The sequence below is a fragment of the Streptomyces sp. NBC_00887 genome (genome assembly GCF_045207585.1).
Window position 1 is genome coordinate 4,174,893 of the sequence record NZ_CP108788.1, and the last position, 17,741, is coordinate 4,192,633.

The 17,741-nt window shown below is 72.3% G+C and carries 12 protein-coding genes; 9 read left to right on the plus strand and 3 right to left on the minus strand.

Annotated features, from left to right (window positions below; translation table 11 throughout):
• The first annotated feature begins 61 nt into the window (after positions 1-61).
• The 9 genes from eccE (at position 62) to OG844_RS18940 (ending at position 11,864) form a co-directional block, all read left to right on the plus strand.
• Positions 62-1,402 (plus strand): type VII secretion protein EccE, encoded by a 1,341-nt coding sequence (eccE, locus tag OG844_RS18900; protein ID WP_406391729.1) that lies wholly within the window; start codon positions 62-64, stop codon positions 1,400-1,402.
• Positions 1,399-2,109, plus strand: coding sequence for a hypothetical protein (locus tag OG844_RS18905; protein WP_406391731.1), 711 nt, complete (start codon positions 1,399-1,401; stop codon positions 2,107-2,109). The genes eccE and OG844_RS18905 overlap by 4 nt, the downstream gene beginning before the upstream one ends.
• An 84-nt stretch (positions 2,110-2,193) precedes the next feature.
• Entirely contained in the window at positions 2,194-2,427 is a 234-nt protein-coding gene (locus OG844_RS18910; protein WP_406391733.1) for a DUF397 domain-containing protein, read from the plus strand.
• 339 nt (positions 2,428-2,766) lie between these two features.
• Complete coding sequence (locus tag OG844_RS18915) at positions 2,767-5,718, plus strand: SCO5717 family growth-regulating ATPase (RefSeq protein WP_406391734.1); 2,952 nt, start codon at positions 2,767-2,769, stop codon at positions 5,716-5,718.
• 197 nt (positions 5,719-5,915) lie between these two features.
• Positions 5,916-7,790 carry an ABC transporter substrate-binding protein gene (locus OG844_RS18920; RefSeq protein WP_406391735.1) on the plus strand — a complete coding sequence of 625 codons (1,875 nt, stop codon included), beginning with the start codon at positions 5,916-5,918 and terminating at the stop codon, positions 7,788-7,790.
• A 3-nt stretch (positions 7,791-7,793) separates the two neighbouring features.
• The gene (locus tag OG844_RS18925) at positions 7,794-8,885 is read left to right on the plus strand and encodes an ABC transporter permease (protein ID WP_406391736.1); all 1,092 of its coding nucleotides are present in this window, start codon (positions 7,794-7,796) and stop codon (positions 8,883-8,885) included.
• Entirely contained in the window at positions 8,882-9,802 is a 921-nt protein-coding gene (locus OG844_RS18930; protein WP_406391738.1) for an ABC transporter permease, read from the plus strand. Before OG844_RS18925 ends, OG844_RS18930 begins: the two co-directional genes overlap by 4 nt.
• Complete coding sequence (locus OG844_RS18935) at positions 9,799-10,860, plus strand: ABC transporter ATP-binding protein (protein ID WP_406391740.1); 1,062 nt, start codon at positions 9,799-9,801, stop codon at positions 10,858-10,860. The genes OG844_RS18930 and OG844_RS18935 overlap by 4 nt, the downstream gene beginning before the upstream one ends.
• Complete coding sequence (locus OG844_RS18940) at positions 10,857-11,864, plus strand: oligopeptide/dipeptide ABC transporter ATP-binding protein (protein WP_406391742.1); 1,008 nt, start codon at positions 10,857-10,859, stop codon at positions 11,862-11,864. Before OG844_RS18935 ends, OG844_RS18940 begins: the two co-directional genes overlap by 4 nt.
• Positions 11,865-11,883: 19 nt before the next feature.
• Here OG844_RS18940 and OG844_RS18945 read toward each other — a convergent pair whose 3' ends face one another.
• From OG844_RS18945 to OG844_RS18955, 3 genes are all read right to left on the minus strand, one after another.
• Entirely contained in the window at positions 11,884-12,987 is a 1,104-nt protein-coding gene (locus OG844_RS18945; protein WP_406391743.1) for an XdhC family protein, read from the minus strand.
• Positions 12,988-13,069: 82 nt separating this feature from the next.
• Entirely contained in the window at positions 13,070-14,023 is a 954-nt protein-coding gene (locus OG844_RS18950; protein ID WP_406391744.1) for a bifunctional riboflavin kinase/FAD synthetase, read from the minus strand.
• Positions 14,024-14,066: 43 nt separating this feature from the next.
• Complete coding sequence (locus OG844_RS18955) at positions 14,067-17,627, minus strand: serine protease (protein WP_406391745.1); 3,561 nt, start codon at positions 17,625-17,627, stop codon at positions 14,067-14,069.
• Positions 17,628-17,741: the final 114 nt, after the last annotated feature.

Below are 17,741 nucleotides of genomic sequence, written 5' to 3' on the forward strand. Positions count from 1 at the left end.
ATCGCCCGATCAACGCCCGTGAAAAAAACGGTGAATACGGACACGAGGGGGCAACGCGGCGATGGGTGCAGCGACGGGGGAGCGCACGAGGCGGTCTGCCCAACGAACGCCCGGCCCTTCCCGGCGGCAACGGAGCAACGGGTCGGACGGCACAGCCCCCCATCAGTCGGCGGACGCACCCGCGGCGACCACTCTCCACTCGATCTCCAGGACCAGCCGGGTCGGGCCCGCGCTTCGCCAGCTGGTGCTCGTCGAGGCCGCCCTGGCAGTCGGTGTCGTGGGTGCCGCCCTCGGTGGCGCGTGGCTGATCCCCGCCGGCGTGATCGCCTGTCTGCTGGTCCTTCTCGCGGTGGTACGCCGCCGGGGCCGGGCCGTGCAGGACTGGCTGTCGACCGTGTCGTCCCTCCGCCGTCGCAGGCGGACCGCCGCGGCGCCCCCCGCCGAGACGGAGCCGCAGCTGGCTCCTGTCGCGGAGAACGTGCCGGGCTTCGCTCCGTACATCTATGTGGACGGCGCCCGCCGCACGGTGGGCATGGTCGGGGACGGCACCTTCCTGACCGCGGTCGTACGGGTCGAGGCGAGCGGTGAATCGCTCCGCCAGGCGCAGGGGGCGCGCTCGCTTCCGCTGTCCCTCCTGGGCGACGCGCTCTCGGTGGACGACATCGTGCTGGAGTCCGCGCAGCTCGTGCAGCAGGTGCGCCCCGCTCCGGCGCCGCACCTGCCGGAGCGGTCGGTGGCCCGGCTCTCGTACGGCCCCCTCCAGGACCGGACCGGGGCGCCCGCACTGCGGATGACCTGGGTGGCTGTGAAGCTGGATCCGGAACTGTGCCGGGAGGCCGTGGAGGCACGCGGTGGCGGAATCGGAGGAGCGCAGCGCTGCCTGGTGCGGGCCGCGGACCACGTGGCGAGCCGTGTCACCGGTGCTGGCTTCCGGGCCTCGGTACTGGACCAGGAGGAGTTGAACTCCGCCGTGGCGACGTCCGCTTGCGCCAGCCCCATCCTGTCGGCGCGTGCGGGCAGGCCGGACGCTCCGTCGCAGCGGCGGACGGCGGAGACACCACGGGTCTGGCGCTGCGACGACCGCTGGCACACCACCTACGCCGTGGACCGGTGGCCCGAACTGGGCCGCGGAGCAACTCCGTTGCCGCGGCTGGTCTCGCTGCTGACCTCGGTTCCGGCGTATGCGACGACGTTCAGCCTGACGGTGCGCCGCGGTACGCACCAGGGCCATGTGTCCGTACGCGGCCACGTACGGATCACCGGCGGTTCCGACACCGAACTGGTCGGTGTCCGAAGGACATTGGAGCAGGCCGCACGGCACGCGGGGGTCGGTCTCGTCCGGCTGGACCGTGAGCAGCTGCCGGGTGTCCTGGCCACGCTCCCGCTGGGAGGCGCGCAGTGACGAAGCACATCGCTCCGAGGCGAGGGCTGCTGGGGCCCCGTCATGCCGGCCACACTCTGGCGGCGGACCATCTGGGCGCCCTGTCGTTGCCGGTGGGCGACGACGGGGTGATCATCGGCGACGACGCCGAGGGGCGCCCGCAGATGATCGGGTTCCATCGGCCGGCACCGTACGACGTCCTACTGATCGGCGGTCTGTGGACCGCGCAGGTACTGGCACTCCGCGCGGCCGGTACCGGTGCGCGGGTGGCGGTCGAGACGGGGCGCACCCAGGCGTGGACCACGCTGGCGCAGGCCGCGGGTGCCGGTCTCGAGTGCATCTCCCTGCATGACGTGGGCCAGGTCCCGCCGACCGGAGCGACCGTCGGCAGCCCGGTGGTCGTCGTGCGCGACTGCGGCATGCGCCCGCCCCGTGGCCGTGTGGTGTCCTCGCCGTGGCAGTCGGTGCTGACGCTGCTGCCCTATCTGAGCCCTGTGGCACCCCGGTTGCTGCGTGCGTCGACGCTCGTGGGCATCCAGCGCGTCTCGCCGGCCGAGGCGGAGCAGATCGGCAGGATTCTGGGGCTGGCACGCACCGAGAGCGAGGCCCTGCCCACCCTGGCGGACGGTGTCACGCTCTGGGTGGCGGGCCGCGAACGCCACTGGGTGATGACCAGCGCGACGGACGTGGAGAGCGGACTGCTGGGCACCGCCCGCAGGATGGACTGATTCCTGTCTCGTTTGCACCCCTAGGTCGCCGCTTTTCAGGATCATGGCGAGGGAACGACACCGTTCGACCGAAGGGACGTGCACATGGGCACCCAGCAGGAAAAGGACGAGCTCTACGCTCTCGATATCTCGGATGTGGAGTGGCTGAGCGCACCCGGCACCGAGAACGTCGAGGAACGGGTAGAGATCGCGTACCTCCCGAAGGGTGCGGTCGCGATGCGCTCCTCGTTGGATCCGGAGACCGTGTTGCGGTACACGGAAGCCGAGTGGCGCGCTTTCGTACTGGGCGCACGGGACGGTGAGTTCGACCTCACGTAGGCGAGGGCACGGGTGGAGGGCGGCTGTCCGGACCGGACCGCCACCCTCTCGCCAGGTCGCTCCATGTCCTGTTGTGTGCCTAATCGACGGCTTCTTCCTTCGCTTTCCGCCGTACTTGTTTCACTTGATGGCGGGGCGTGACCTACCGGACAGTTCTTCCCGTGCGGTACGGCCTGCCGTAGTGCGCCCGATGGCGATTAGGGTGGGTGGGGGCGTGACAGAGGAACCTGAGGGCAGGCACTGCGCGTCGCAAGGGGGAGAGCCGGGCGGATCGGACAACGGGAACGGTCGCCCCCACCCACCACGGCACAAGGGTGCTCGACCACACCAGGAGGCAAAGTGAACGGCGATCGGGACGAGATCCGCGGGGGATGGAACACACCCGTCGACGAGTCGTCCGACGCGGAGCCCGCCGAGATGACGGGTGAGTTCACCATCGACTACACCCCGCCCGCCTGGTACACCCAGAACGCGGCGGGTGACTCGTCCGGCGGGGCGGGGTCGCACCTGGCGCCTCCTCCCCCGCCGCAGGGGGCTCCGGTGCCGGTGCCCGGACTGCCGGCCGGCGGCGGGTTCGAGCCCAACTGGTCGCCGGGTCCGCCCGCGCCCGCCGAGCCCACGCCGGCCACGGCGCCCTCTCCGTCCTCCCCGCCTTCCGAGCCCGGCCCGGTGGCTTCCGCCTCCGCTTCGGCGGGCCCCGAGGGTACGGATGCCGCGAGCGGTGCCCCGGACCCGTTCGGGAACGGCGACCTGGAGAGCGGTTCGACGATGCGGTTCTCCGCCGCCTCACTGAAGCGGGAGATCGCGGAGCGCGAGGCGGCGGCCGAGGCCTCGGCTTCCGGTACCTCGCACGCTGCCGCCTCCGGCGACCCGGCGGAGCCCGTGGCTCCCGCCGCCTCGGCGGAATCGGCGGGATCGGCGGACAAGTCCGGAGACGACTCCGGGCACTTCACTGCCGAAGCGTCTGACCCGGCGAGCGGGACAGGCACGGGGGACTCCGAGGAGTCCGGGGAGCCAGGCGCCGACGCGTCCGCCCTGGCTTCGGGCGCCTCGTCGGGCCCGGACACGGACCCTGCCCCCGTCGCGGACTCCGCGCCGCCCGCCGCCGCCGACGTACCGACGACGGATCCCGCACAGGCCGAGGGGCCCGCGGACGCCGTGCCCAAGGACGTTCAGTCCCCCGCCGCCGAACCTCAGGACGCCCCGCCGGCGAACGTGCCGGCCCCCTGGTCCCCCGCGCCCCCGCAGGGCGCCCTCCCGCCGCTGCCGCCCGCCTTCCAGCCCGCCACACCGCAGCCCGGCACACCCCAGCCGGGGTCGCAGTGGCCCGCGCAGGCGTCCGCGCCCACGCCCACGCCCGCCAACGAGGCGCCCGGCGGTTACGGATTCCCGCAGGCGCCCGCGCCCCAGCAGCCTGCCCAGCCGGTTCAGTCCCTCCAGCCGGTTCAGCCCAACGCCCCCGCACCGCAGGGCGGTTACGGGTTCCCGCAGCAGCCGCAGCAGCAGTACCCGGGACAGGGTGCGCCCCAACTGCCCCCGGGCCAGGCCCACGCAGCCCAGGAGGGCTACGGCTTCCCGCCCCAGGCCCCTCAAGCCCCTCAGCCCCCCCAGGTACCCCAGCCGCAGCAGTTCCCCGCACAGGGCGCGCCTCTCCCGCCGCAGATCCCGCAGCACTCGCAGCACTCGCAGCACCATCAGATCCCGCAGCAGCCGGTCCGGGGCACGCCGAACCTGCCGGCCCCTGTGCCCCCGCAGCCGCCCGAGCCCTACCAGCCGCAGCCGCAGGCGTACCAGCCCCAGCAGCCCGGCCCCCAGGCCCCGCCCGTCGACCCGCGCGCCGGAGCGGCCTGGCCCACACCGGTCACCCATGACCAGCGCGAGCGCTCCGTCCCGGGCGCCCCGCTCGGCTACACGGCCGCCGTGGAGCTCTCCTCCGACCGGCTGGTCCGGGGCAAGCAGAAGGCCAAGAGCAGCCGCAACCCCTCCAGCGCCGCCCGCTTCAAGCTGGGCGGAAAGAAGGAGGAACTCGAGCGTCAGCGCAAGCTGGACCTGATCCGCACACCGGTGCTCTCCTGCTACCGGATCGCGGTCATCAGCCTCAAGGGCGGTGTCGGCAAGACCACGACGACCACCGCGCTCGGCTCGACCCTGGCCACCGAGCGGCAGGACAAGATCCTCGCCATCGACGCCAACCCGGACGCCGGTACGCTCGGCCGACGGGTGCGCCGCGAGACCGGGGCCACCATCCGTGACCTGGTCCAGGCGATCCCGTATCTCAACTCGTACATGGACATCCGCCGCTTCACCTCGCAGGCGCCCTCCGGTCTGGAGATCATCGCCAACGACGTGGACCCGGCGGTCTCCACCGCCTTCAACGACGAGGACTACCGCCGGGCGATCGAGGTGCTCGGCAAGCAGTACCCGATCATCCTCACGGACTCGGGCACCGGCCTGCTCTACAGCGCGATGCGCGGCGTGCTGGACCTCGCCGATCAGCTGATCATCATTTCGACGCCGTCCGTCGACGGCGCGTCCAGCGCGTCCACCACGCTGGACTGGCTCTCGGCGCACGGGTACGCGGACCTGGTGCAGCGGTCCCTCACGGTCATCTCCGGAGTCCGCGAGACCGGAAAGATGATCAAGGTCGACGACATCGTGCAGCACTTCGAGACACGCTGCCGCGGTGTCGTGGTCGTGCCCTTCGACGAGCACCTGTCGGCGGGCGCCGAGGTCGACCTCGACATGATGCGTCCGAAGACCCGCGAGGCGTACTTCCACCTCTCCGCACTCGTCGCGGAGGACTTCCAGCGGGCCCAGCAGCAGCAGGGGCTGTGGACGTCGGACGGCAGCAACCCGCCGCCGCAGTACGCCCCGCCGATGCCCGGCCACCAGACGCCCGGTCAACAAATTCCGGGCCAGCAGCAGTACGCACCCCAGCAGCCGTACCCCGGACAGCCGTACCCCGGGCAGTCCGCGCAGCCGTACCCCGCGCAGCCCCAGCACGGCCAGCCCCAGCAGCCGTACGGCGGCCAGCAGCCTCCGCACCAGCAGGGCGCGGCACCCCAGCAGCCGTACCCGCCGCACCCCGGCCCGGGCGTGCAGCAGAACGGCTGGCAGCAGTCGCTGCCCTCCCAGGCGCAGTCGGGGGCCGACCCCGCCGGTCCGCCCCCGGCACCCGCGCACGCCGATGGCCAGGCACGTCAGCCCGGCCAGCCCGAACTGCAAGGTCCCGTTCCGCCGGCCGGCTGGCAGCAGTACCCGCCGCAGCCGCCGCCAGCGCCTCAGCAGTAAGGCAGTAGAGGTCTAAACCAATGAGGGCTCGCACCGTTCCCACGGTGCGGGCCCTTCTTGCATTCCCGCAGCCCACACGCGGTTTGACCCACCGTTGACGCGACTCGACCGCCGCTGATAAACCTTCGCTTCACCAGCTGGCGAACCAGAGATCTGCCCGCCTTCACCGTGCGAGTCATGACGCGAGGTCCACGTCCATGGTCACAAGATTCCCACCACGCTCCTCCCGCCCACGCGGCCGCATGCGTATCCTTCTCGCCTCCGGGGCCGCCGCCTTCGCGCTGGCCGCCGGATCGGTCGTTCCCGGTAACCCCCTCGGCCCCGCCCCGCAGGAGGCACAGGCCGCCGACGGCACGTCGACCCTCACGGTCGCGGTCGCACAGAGCGTCGACTCCCTGAGCCCGTTCCTTGCCCAGCGGTTGCTCTCCACGAGCATCCACCGGCTGATGTACGACTACCTCACCAACTACGACGCCAAGGACAGCCACACGATCCCCGCGCTCGCCACCAAGTGGGAGGCCTCGGCGGACAAGCTGACGTGGACGTACACCATCCGGGACGACTCGAAGTGGTCGGACGGCAAGAAGGCGACCGCTGAGGACGCGGCTTGGACCTTCAACAAGATGATGACCGACGAGGCCGCCGCCACCTCGAACGGCAGCTTCGTCGGCAACTTCAAGACGGTGACCGCACCGAGTCCGGACAAGCTGGTCATAGAGCTGAAGCAGCCTCAGGCCACGATGACGGCGCTGGATGTGCCCATCGTTCCCCAGCACGTCTGGGAGAAGGTCGGCGACTTCTCGAAGTTCAACAACGACACGAAGTTCCCGATCGTCGGCAACGGGCCGTTCATCCTGACGGACTACAAGGTCGACAGCTATGTGAAGCTGAAGGCCAACAAGGACTTCTGGCGCGGCGCGCCCAAGTTCGACGAGCTCGTCTTCCGGTACTACAAGGACCAGGACGCAGCCGTCGCCGCCCTCCGAAAGGGTGAAGTTTCCTTCGTCGCCGGCAGCCCGAGTCTGACGCCCGCGCAGGCCGCGTCGCTGAAGACCGCCGAGAACATCAAGGTGAACGACGCCCCCGGCCGGCGCTTCTACGCGCTGGCCACCAACCCCGGCGCGCAGACCAAGGACGGCAAGAAGTTCGGCGACGGGCATCCGGCCCTGCTGGACCAGAAGGTCCGTCAGGCCCTCTTCATGGCCGTCGACCGCACGACCATCATCGACAAGGTCTTCCAGGGCCACGCCATAGAGGGTGAGGGCTACATCCCGCCCCGCTACGGCTCGTACTTCTGGAAGCCGTCGGCCGAACAGAAGCTCGCCTACGACCCGGCGAAGGCCGGTGCCCTCCTCGACCAGGCGGGCTACAAGAAGAACAGCGCGGGCAAGCGGGCCGGCAAGGACGGCAAGCCGCTCGACTTCCGCATCCTGTGCCACGCCACGGACCCGAACGACAAGGCGATCGGCAAGTACCTCCAGGAGTGGTGGGGCGACCTCGGGGTCGGCCTGAAGGTCGACTGCCGGGACAACGTCTCCGACCCCTGGTACGCGGGCGAGTACGACCTCGCCTTCGACGGCTGGTCCGTCAACCCGGACCCCGACTTCGTGATGTCGATCCACACCTGCGCCGCGCTCCCGTCCAAGGCGAAGGAGTCGGCGGCGACCGACAACTTCATCTGCGACAAGCAGTACGACGCGCTCTACGCGAAGCAGCTCGCGGAGTACGACCCCGCCAAACGGGCTGACCTCGTCAAGCAGATGGAGTCGCGGCTGTACGACACGGGGTACATGAACGTCATGGCGTACCCGAATGCTGTCGAGGCCTACCGCACCGACCAGATCAAGTCCATCACGACGATGCCCTCCGACGCGGGGAACATCTTCGGCCAGGACGGTTACTGGAGCTGGTGGTCGGCGGTCCCGGCCGCCGGTGCGTCGGGCGGTTCGTCCGGCGACAGCGGCAGCTCCACCGGAGTCCTCATCGGTGCCGGAATCGCTGTAGTCGTCCTCGCCGGTGGCGGGCTGCTGTTCGCCATGCGTCGTCGTTCCACCGCGGAAGACCGTGAATAGTCCATGAGCACAGAAAGCACTCCCGCGCTCCTGAAGAGCGCGGCGGGCGTGGACGCTGTGCAGACCGACGGCCCGGCTCCGGCCGGGCCGTCGGCCCGCAGTCCGCGTGCCCGCAGCACGACCGCCTATCTCCGTTATGCGGCGGGCAAGCTGGCCGGTGCGGCCGTTTCGCTGTTCGCCGTGCTCGTCACCAGCTTCTTTCTCTTCCGGATGATCCCCGGCGACCCGGTCAAGCAGATGACGGGTGGCCGGCAGGTCTCCACCGAGCAGATCGCCGCGATGCGCCGGGAATTCGGGCTGGACCTGCCGCTCTGGCAGCAGTTCACCCAGTACTGCGGCAAGGCCCTGACCGGGGACTTCGGCACGTCCTACCAGTTCCGCGCACCCGTCATGGACAAGATCGCCGAGGCGCTGCCCGCGACGCTGCTGCTCACCGGTACCGCCTTCGTCATCTACACGGCGATCGGCATCTGGCTGGGTGCCAGGTCCGCCTGGCGCAACGGCTCCGCCGGGGACCGCTTCCACACGGCCTTCGCCCTGACCCTGTACTCGGTGCCGTCGTTCTGGCTCGGCCTGCTCCTGATCGTCACCCTGTCGGTGGGCATCGGCCCGATCCCGGGTCTCTTCCCGACGGGCGGTATGGAATCGGGCAACTCCAGCGGCTTCGGCTATGTCCTCGACGTCGCCCACCACCTGGTCCTGCCGGTCGTCACCCTCGTCGCCGTCGAGTACGCGCGCACCCTGCTGGTGATGCGCTCCTCGCTGCTCGACGAGATGGGCAGCGACTACCTGACGACGGCACGGGCGAAGGGGCTGCGCGACGATCTCGTACGCCGCCGTCATGCCGTACCGAACGCGATGCTGCCGACGGTGACACTGCTCTTCGTCAACCTGGGCCACACCGTCGCGGGAGCGATCCTGGTGGAGACGGTGTTCTCCTGGCCCGGCCTGGGCGGGCTCTTCTACCAGGCCCTGAGCGTGCCCGACCTGCCACTGGTGCAGGCGCTGTTCTTCGTCTTCGCCGCCGCGGTGATCCTGATGAACACGCTCGCCGATGTGATCTATCCGCTCCTCGATCCCCGGGTGGGCCGATGACGACCACGACCGACGCGGTGAAGACCACCGGCCCGCGTTCCCTCACCTGGGCCCGAAGGCGTCATGCCGCCGCCCGCTTCTGGCGTGGGTACCGCAGCCACCGGGCCGGCCTCGCCGGCCTTGCCGTGCTCGCGCTGATCGCCCTGATCGCGTTGTTCGCCCCCCTGCTGGTGGGAGCGGACTCGCAGAGCGTCACCCAGGCGCCGGGCGGTCCACTGGAGTCGCCGAGCGCCGAATTCCCGCTCGGAACCGACCAGTTCGGCCGCAGCCTGCTGGCCCTGCTCGTGTGGGGGACGCGGGTCTCGCTGACCGTCGGCCTGCTCGCCGCGTTCCTCACGGTGGCCATCGGGACCGTGGTGGGCATCACGGCCGGTCACTTCAAGGGCTGGTACGGGAACGTCGTCATGCGGATCACCGACTGGTTCCTGGTGATGCCGACCCTGGTGCTGGCCATCGCGCTGGCCACGGTGCTCTCGCGGTCCGTCTGGACGACGATCCTCGCCATCGGCGTGACGACCTGGCCGACGACGGCGCGGCTGGTCCGTGCGCAGACGCTGTCCGTGGAGTCACGTCCGTACATCGAGCGCTCCAAGGCGCTCGGCGGGGGCCACGGCCACATCATGTCCCGGCATGTGCTGCCCAATGTGATGCCCCTGGTGCTCGCGCAGACCACGCTGGTGATCTCCATGGCCATCCTCACCGAGGCCACCCTCGCCTTCCTCGGGCTCGGCGATCCGACGATCGTCTCCTGGGGCGGGCTGCTCCAGGACGCCCGTGAGGCCGGAGCGGTCAGCTCCGGCAACTGGTGGTACCTCGCTCCGCCCGGACTCGCCATCGCCGTCGTCGCCCTCGCGTTCACGCTGTGCGGCCGCACGATCGAGTCCGTGCTCAACCCCAAGCTGGGGGTGACCCGTTGACCGCTGTGAAGACAGAGACCGTTACGGAGCCGGAGACCCGGCAGCCGTTGCTCGACGTCAGGAACCTGCACATCACCTACGGCACGGGGGACTCGGCCGTCCCCGCCGTACGCGGCGTCGACCTGCGGGTCGAGGCGGGCCAGAAGCTCGGCATCGCCGGGGAGTCCGGCTGCGGGAAGTCGACGCTGGCGCTCGCGCTGCTGCGGCTGCTGCCGGCGTCCGCGACCCTGAGCGGTGAGATCCTGCTGGACGGCGAGGACATCCTCACCATGAAGTGGGGCCGGCTGCGCGCCGTGCGCTGGGCGGGGGCGTCGATCGTCTTCCAGGGCGCGATGCACTCGCTGAACGCCGTGCACCGGATCGGGGACCAGATCGCCGAGCCGATCCTGCTGCACAAGAAGGCCACCCCGGCCGCCGCGCACAAGCGGGCCGGCGAACTGCTGGAGCAGGTGGGGCTTCCCGCCGCACGGGCGGACGCCTACCCCCACGAGCTGTCCGGCGGGCAGCGCCAGCGCGTCATGATCGCCATGGCGCTGGCCTGCGACCCGCGGCTGATCATCGCCGACGAGCCGACCACCGCGCTCGACGTGATGATCCAGGCGCAGATCCTGCGGCTGATCGAGCAGCTCGTGGCCGACCAGGACCTCGGGCTCATCATGATCAGCCATGATCTGGCGGTGCTCTCCGACACCTGCGACCGCCTGTCGGTGATGTACGCGGGCCGGATCGTCGAGGAGGGTCCCGCCAAGCAGGTGTACGAGAACGCCAGGCACCCCTACGGCAACGCGCTGTCGGCCGCCTTCCCGCGGATCGGCGACCTCTCCTCCCGGCACGCGCCGCGCGGTCTGCCGGGCGACCCGCCGGACCCTTCGGCGCTGCCGTCCGGGTGCACGTTCCACCCGCGCTGCCCGGTGGCGCTGGACTCCTGCGCCACCGAGGACCAGGAGCTGCGGGACGCGGGGCAGGACCGGCGTGCGGCCTGTGTGCTGGTGGAGCCGGGTGTCGTCACGGCGCCCGGTCCGCAGGACGGCGCCGACAAGGCAAGGAGCACGTCATGACCACCACTCCCCCGGCTCCGCTGCTCAGTGCGGAGGCTCTGAAGGTCACCTTCCCGGGCCGGCGCGGGGCGGCGACGGCACGCGCCGTCGACGGGGTCGACCTCGACATCCGGCCCGGCGAGATCGTCGCCCTGGTCGGCGAGTCGGGCTGCGGCAAGACGACGCTGGCCCGCTCACTGCTCGGCCTCGTGCCGCCCACCTCCGGCCGGGTCACGTTCGGCGGCAAGCCGCTGGACTACGCGGGCCGCGCCCTCAAGGCGTACCGCAAGCGTGTGCAGCTGGTGCTGCAGGATCCCAGCGGCTCCCTCAATCCGCGCCACACGGTGTACGACGCCGTGGCGGAGGGCCTGCGCATCCACGGGTACGCGGGTGACGAACAGGCGGCCGTGGCAGGGGCACTGGCACGGGCGGGGCTGCGGCCCCCCGAGCGGTTCTTCCTGCGGTACCCGCACGAGCTGTCCGGCGGCCAGCGCCAGCGCGTAGTGATCGCGGGCGCGCTGGTGCTGGAGCCGGAGCTCATCGTCGCGGACGAGCCCGTGGCCTCGCTGGACGCGTCCGTGCGCGGCGAGATCCTGGCGCTGCTGCTGCGGCTGCGCGACGAGCTGGGCCTGTCGGCGCTGGTCGTCACGCACGATCTGGGTCTGGCGTGGAACATCGCCGACCGGGTGGCGGTGATGTATCTGGGCCGCATCGTCGAGACGGGCGACGTGGAGCAGATCCTCACGGCACCCCGGCACCCGTACACCCGGGCGCTGCTGTCGGTGCTGCCGGAGGCGGACGGCGATCCGGTGATTCTGACCGGGGAGCCGCCGGACCCGTCGAAGGTGCCCTCGGGCTGCCGGTTCCACGCCCGCTGCCAGGTCCTCGCCTCGGGTGAGGCGGAGCGGGCGGGGGTCGCGGACGCGTGCCGCACGAAGGATCTGCCGGTGCTGGAGGGCGGCGGCCGGACGCAGGTGGCGTGCCACTGGGCGGCGGCGACCGCGGCGAGCCCGGCCGGTGTGTGACGGCATCAGCGGGAGGGGGTCAGGGCCGGTGGTGGATCGTCCCGGTCAGCTCGCCCAGCGGGCGCCCCGTTCCGCCCCAGCGGTGCTGGATGATCTCGGCGGCGATGGAGACGGCCGTCTCCTCCGGCGTACGGGCTCCGAGGTCCAGGCCCACGGGTGAGGCGAGGCGGGCCAGTCCCGCCTCGTCCACCCCGGCCTCGCGCAGCCGGGCGATCCGGTCCTGGTGGGTGCGCCTGCTGCCCATCACGCCGATGTACGCGGCAGGCGTGCGCAGCGCCGCGGCCAGCAGGGGCACGTCGAACTTCGGGTCGTGCGTCAGCACGCAGACGACCGTGCGCGCATCCACCTCGGTCGACTCCAGATAGGTGTGCGGCCAGGCACAGACGACCTCGTCGGCCGTGGGGAAGCGTTCCCGGGTGGCGAAGGCCGGGCGGGCGTCGCACACCGTCACCCGGTAGCCGAGGAAGGAACCGATCCTCGCCGTGGCGGCCGCGTGGTCGATGGCCCCGAAGACGAGCATGCGGGGTGCGGGCGCGTACGTCTGGACGAAGACGGTCACGTCCTCCATGCGGCGCTCGCCGTGCGCGCCGTACCGGTGGGTTCCCGTGGCTCCCTGGGCGAGCAGGCCGCGCGCGTCGTCGGTGACGGCCACGTCGAGCCCTTCGCTGCCGAGCGAGCCCGAGACACGGTCGGCCAGGACCACCCGGCGGGCGCCGGTGGGCGCCGCTCCGGACACCACGGTCGCGACCGCGACCCGTTCCCCGGCGGCGACGTTGTCGACGAGCTCGCGCAGCCGGTCCCTGTCGTCCGCCGTGAGATAGGGCTGTACCAGGACGTCGATCGTGCCGCCGCAGGTCAGTCCGACGCCGAAGGCCTCGTCGTCGCTGATGCCGTACGTCCGCAGTCGGGGGCCGCCGGTGGCGAGTGTCTCGGTGGCCACCTCGTACACATCGCTCTCGACGCACCCGCCGGAGACGCTGCCCGCCACTCTTCCGTCGGCGGTCACCGCCATCACGGCGCCGGCGGCGCGCGGCGCGCTGCCCCGTACCGCCACGACCGTGGCCAGGGCGAAGGGCACACCGGAGTCGTGCCAGTCACGCAGTTCCGACAGCAGTTCACGCACGGTGCGGACGTCCTCCCGGCTCGACGGGTCCTACCCCGACGATGCCTCGGTGGGACGGCGCGCGCACCGCAGGAGATGGGTGTCAGGCCCGCTCGTAGGCGGCGATCAGCTCGCTGGAGCGCTTCACGTCGGCGGCCATCGCCACGAGCAGGTCGTCGATGGAGTCGAACTTCAGCATGCCGCGTACGTACGCGAGGAAGTCCACCGCCACGTGCAGCCCGTACAGGTCGAGGCCGACCCTGTCGATCGCGTACGCCTCGACGGTCCGCTCCGTGCCGTCGAACTGCGGGTTCGTGCCGACGGAGATCGCGGCGGGCATGGCCTCGCCGTTCACCGTCAGCCAGCCCGCGTAGACGCCGTCGGCGGGGATCGCGGTGTGCGGCAGGGTCTCCACGTTCGCCGTCGGGAAGCCGAGCTCGCGGCCTCGCTGCGCGCCGCGCACGACGATGCCCTCGACGCGGTGCGGGCGGCCGAGGATCTCGGCGGCCCCCGCCACATCGCCCTCGGCGACCAGCCGGCGGGTCAGGGTGGAGGAGAACGGCTCGCCGCCGCCCGCCTCACCGCTCACGAAGAGGTCGATGACCTCGACGCGGTAGTCGTACGTGGCACCGAGCTCGGTGAGCAGCGCGACGTTGCCGGCCGCCCGGTGTCCGAAGCGGAAGTTCGGGCCTTCGATGACCAGCTGCGCGTGCAGCTTGTCGACGAGCACCTTCACGATGAAGTCGGCGGGCGCCAGCTTCGAGAATTCGGTGGTGAACGGCAGGATCAGCACCGCGTCCACCCCCAGTTCCGCCATCAGCTCGGCACGCCGGTCGTGCGGGGCGAGCAGCGGCGGGTGGCTGCCGGGGCGTACGACCTCGCTGGGGTGCGGGTCGAAGGTGACGACGACGGACGGAATGCCGAGCGCGCGCGCCTGCTCCACGGCCCGGCCGATGATCAGCTGGTGTCCGCGGTGCACCCCGTCGTAGGAACCGATGGTGACGACGCTGCGTCCCCAGTCCTCGGGGATGTCCTCCAAGCCACGCCAGCGCTGCACTGTGACTGCTCCTCGCCCGAACCTGTGTACGTGTGTATGTCCATTACGCAGGTCTAAGACTGCCATGCTCACGTCCCACGGCCTGCATCGGCATCGGCATCCCGGGCTGTGATCTCTCCAGGCCCTCCACCGTCCGCCGGGCGCTGGGCCCCACGACGGCGGCCCACTCCTGGGGGGCGTCGGCCAGCCACCGGGTGACAAGCCCGGCGAATCCGGGCATCTCGCGGGCGAGCTCGACCAGTCCGCGGTCGAAGCGGGCGGCCCCCTCGGGCGTCCGCACCAGGAGCATTCCGGTGCGGTGCACCAGCGCCCTTGTACGGGCCTCGGGGCGTCTGCCGGAAGCCGCTGCCGCGGCCCGCAGCAGGGCCTCGAGCACCGCGGGGTCCCTCCCGGTGTCCTGCTCGAAGTCCAGCAGCAATTCCAGCAGCTCGGACCGCAGGGGCCGGGACCCGGGGCTGCCCGGAGCGGCGAGCACCCGGGCGAGCGCGGCGCGTACCGGCGCGGGCGCGGGGCGGTCCCGCAGCAGCCCGGTCACCAGGGGCAGCAGCAGTGCGCGGGCGGCCGGGCTGTGCTCCAGCCTGCGCTCCACATAGGCGGCGGCCTGTGCCCCGCGCCCCGGGTGGTTGTCGATGTACTGCCGCACGAGGCCGGGGGCGTGCAGGGCGAGGGCGGGTGTGTCCAGGCCGGCCAGCGCTCCCAGGACCTCGTCGGCCGCGTCCCCGGGCACCGCGAGGCGCGCACGCAGCGCGGCGAGCACCGGCTCCGGATGCTCGGGGAACACCTCGGCCAGCAGGGCCACGGGCAGCCCGGGGTCCCCTGCGGCGAAGACCCGCAGGGCCTGCGGCAGATAGCGGATCCGGGTCTGCGGATCCCTGACGAGCAGGGTGAGCGCCGGAGCGTGCAGGGCCGTGTCTCCCGCGCGGGAGAGGAGGGTGAGCGCGGCACTGCGCAGCAGGGCCCGGTCGGCGTCCGACGTGGCCAGGGCCGCGGTCAGCGTGGCGTGGACGGCTGCGGCCCCCCGGCGCGCGGGCCGCTCCTCGTCGCGCGCCCAGCGGTCGACGGCCCTGCAGAGGGCGGACGGCTCGTCCTCGGCGAGGGCGGTGAGCAGTTCGGCGGCGCGCGGGTGGGAGGTGTCCACCAGCGCTTCGGTCAGGTCGTCGACGGCGAGGTCGCGGCGGGCGTACAGCAGGGCCTGCGCGGCCGCGGCCACGGTGAGCCGGACCGGCACGCCCTCCTCCGCGGGCAGCGGGCTCTCGTCGGTGAACCAGCGGCAGAGCAGCGCCTGCACCGTCCGCGGGTTCGCGGTGAGCCGCCGGGCCACGGCGTCCAGATACCGCTCGTCCCCGTCTGCGCGCGGGGCACCGTCGGCCGGCAGGAGGCGGCGGAGCAGGTCGATCCGGTCCGCCTCCGGCAGTCGGAGCCTGCGCCAGAACCACGGCCCGAATTCGGCGTAGGGACCGGCTCCCGAGGCCCACCGGGTGATCCGTCCCGTGAGTACGCGCAGCACCCCGAGGTACGGCCGGGCGTCGGGCACTTTGAGCAGGCTCTCCCCGAGCAGGTGGGCCGCCCACCACACGGCGTCGGCATGCCGGGCGGACGCGCCGCCGCCGGGCTCGGCACCGGTCGTCAGACGGTCCGTCGCCTCGATCAGATCGGCCATCCTGTGCGCCAGCGCCGCGCTCCCCTGGCGGCGCCCCAGCAGGAGCATCGCCTGGATCACCGGGCCGATGCGGTGGCGGGGTACGGGGAGGTTGCGGGGTTCGGCGGCCCCGGACGGCTCCGGATCGGACCGCTGCGCGTCCTCGCGGGAGGGTGCGGGCGCCTCTCCGCTGTGCCAGCGGTGGACCAGGGAGCGCAGGGCGGCGTCCAGGTCCAGGTGGGCACCCTGCACCCAGTCGCCCAGCTCCTCGTGGGCGAAGCGGTAGCCCGCGCCCGCCGGTACGAGCAGCCCCTCGGTGAGGACCGCCGGCGCCCACCCCGTGCGCCACGGGAAGATCTCCTCGAACGTCGCCCGGTCCAGCTCCCCCTGCCCCGGCCCGAGGCAGCGCCGGGCCGCTTCGTGGACCTGTCCGGCCACCTTCGCGGCAAGCCTGCGGACCGCGGTGCCCCGGAGCCGTGGTTCGGCCTCCGCCCCGATGCGGACGGCGATCCTGACGCAGGCGAGGTCCAGCCAGGCCGCGAAGACCTCTTCGGTGCCTGGCCTGCCCGGTACGTCGGGCGGCAGCGCGCCCCGTACCTCGGCGAGCAGCCGCAGGGTCAGCGGGTGCCGGTCGTGCCCCGGTGCGATCGCGTCCGGCGGGATGCCGTACCGCTCCCTGGCCCGCTCCGCCTGGTCCGCGGTCAGGTCGCCCAGCCGCACGGCGGGCGGCAGTCGGCGGGCGGGCCGCTGCGGGCCGTGCAGGACGTCCGGCGGGTACAGCGCACCCGCGGTCTCCCAGTGCTCGGGGCGGCAGGCGACGACCATCCGCACCCCGTGGCCGCGCAGCCAGTCCACCGTCCCTCGCGTCCATTCGGCGAGCCGGTGGGCCAGCAGCGGCGGCATCTCCTCGGGACCGTCCACGACGACGAGCAGCGGATTGCCGGACGCCCCGGCGAGGCGGGCCACCCGCTCGGGAGTGGCCGTCGTCATGTCGCCCCGTGCCCCGGCCGCCGAGACGATCCGTCCGGAACGCCGCAGCGCCCGGGTGATCGCGTCGGCGACCGAGGTGTCCTCGGCCAGCAGATCGGCGCCGCGCAGCCAGATGGTCAGGGCGGGAACCCGGCCGCGGGAACGGCGGGCGGTGAGGGCCGCCAGCTCCGTGGTCCGTCCCGTGCCGGGTGCCCCCACGACCCCGAGTACCGGTCCCGTACCGGACTCGAAGGCGGTGAACTCGTCGGTGATGTGCGGGCGTTCGACGGCCTCCGTGCCGTCCGGACGTCCCGCGGAGCCGAGCGAGGTCGCGGTCAGCTGCAGGGCCCCCGCCAGGTTGAGGTCGCACCCGTATCCGGGGACACCGCTCTCGTTGCGCCGCAGCAGTTCCTCCAGCGGTCCGCCGTGGTCCGGGCCGGGGAGGAGCACCGCGAGCCCCGCCGCCTCGTGCTCCGCCCGCAGCGCGGTGGAGAGCACGCCCAGGACGGCACCGGTGTCCGGGTCGGTGACGGGCCCGCCCACGGCCGCGCCGCCCGACCGCAGCGCGTCGCGCCCGTCCGTGCCGAGGGCCAGCTCCATCGCGGCGACCGGCCGGTGGCTGCGTCCGCCCTCGTCGTACGTCGCCGGGGTCGTGCCGAGTACGCGTGCCTCCCGCCAGCCGTGGGCGGCGATCCGCACGTAGGTGCCCGTCCCCACGCGGTCGCGCGCTGCGATGGGGAGCGGTTCGACACCGAGGACTTCGGGTCCGCCGGTGTGCAGCAGCGCGAGGCCGAGGGCGGGCAGAGCGGTGATGTCGCCGGGTCCCACGGGGCAGGTCCGGCCGTCCGCCCCGTGCAGCACCAGGGGGTCGCGGGAGGCGACGGCCTGATGTCCGGTGACGACCGTGCCGCGGTCGTCCGCGACGAATCCGGTCCCCCGCGGCCGGCCGGCCGGATCGCAGATTCTTACCAGTTTCGACCGGTCCCCGCTGCCCATGGTCCGACGGTAGATCTCGGGTGATCAGGACGCGAAGCGCAGGGGGTGAAAGCGCCCCCCTCACACCCCTCAGTCACTCCGAGCGCCCGTCCATTGGGGTGAATTCACGGGTTC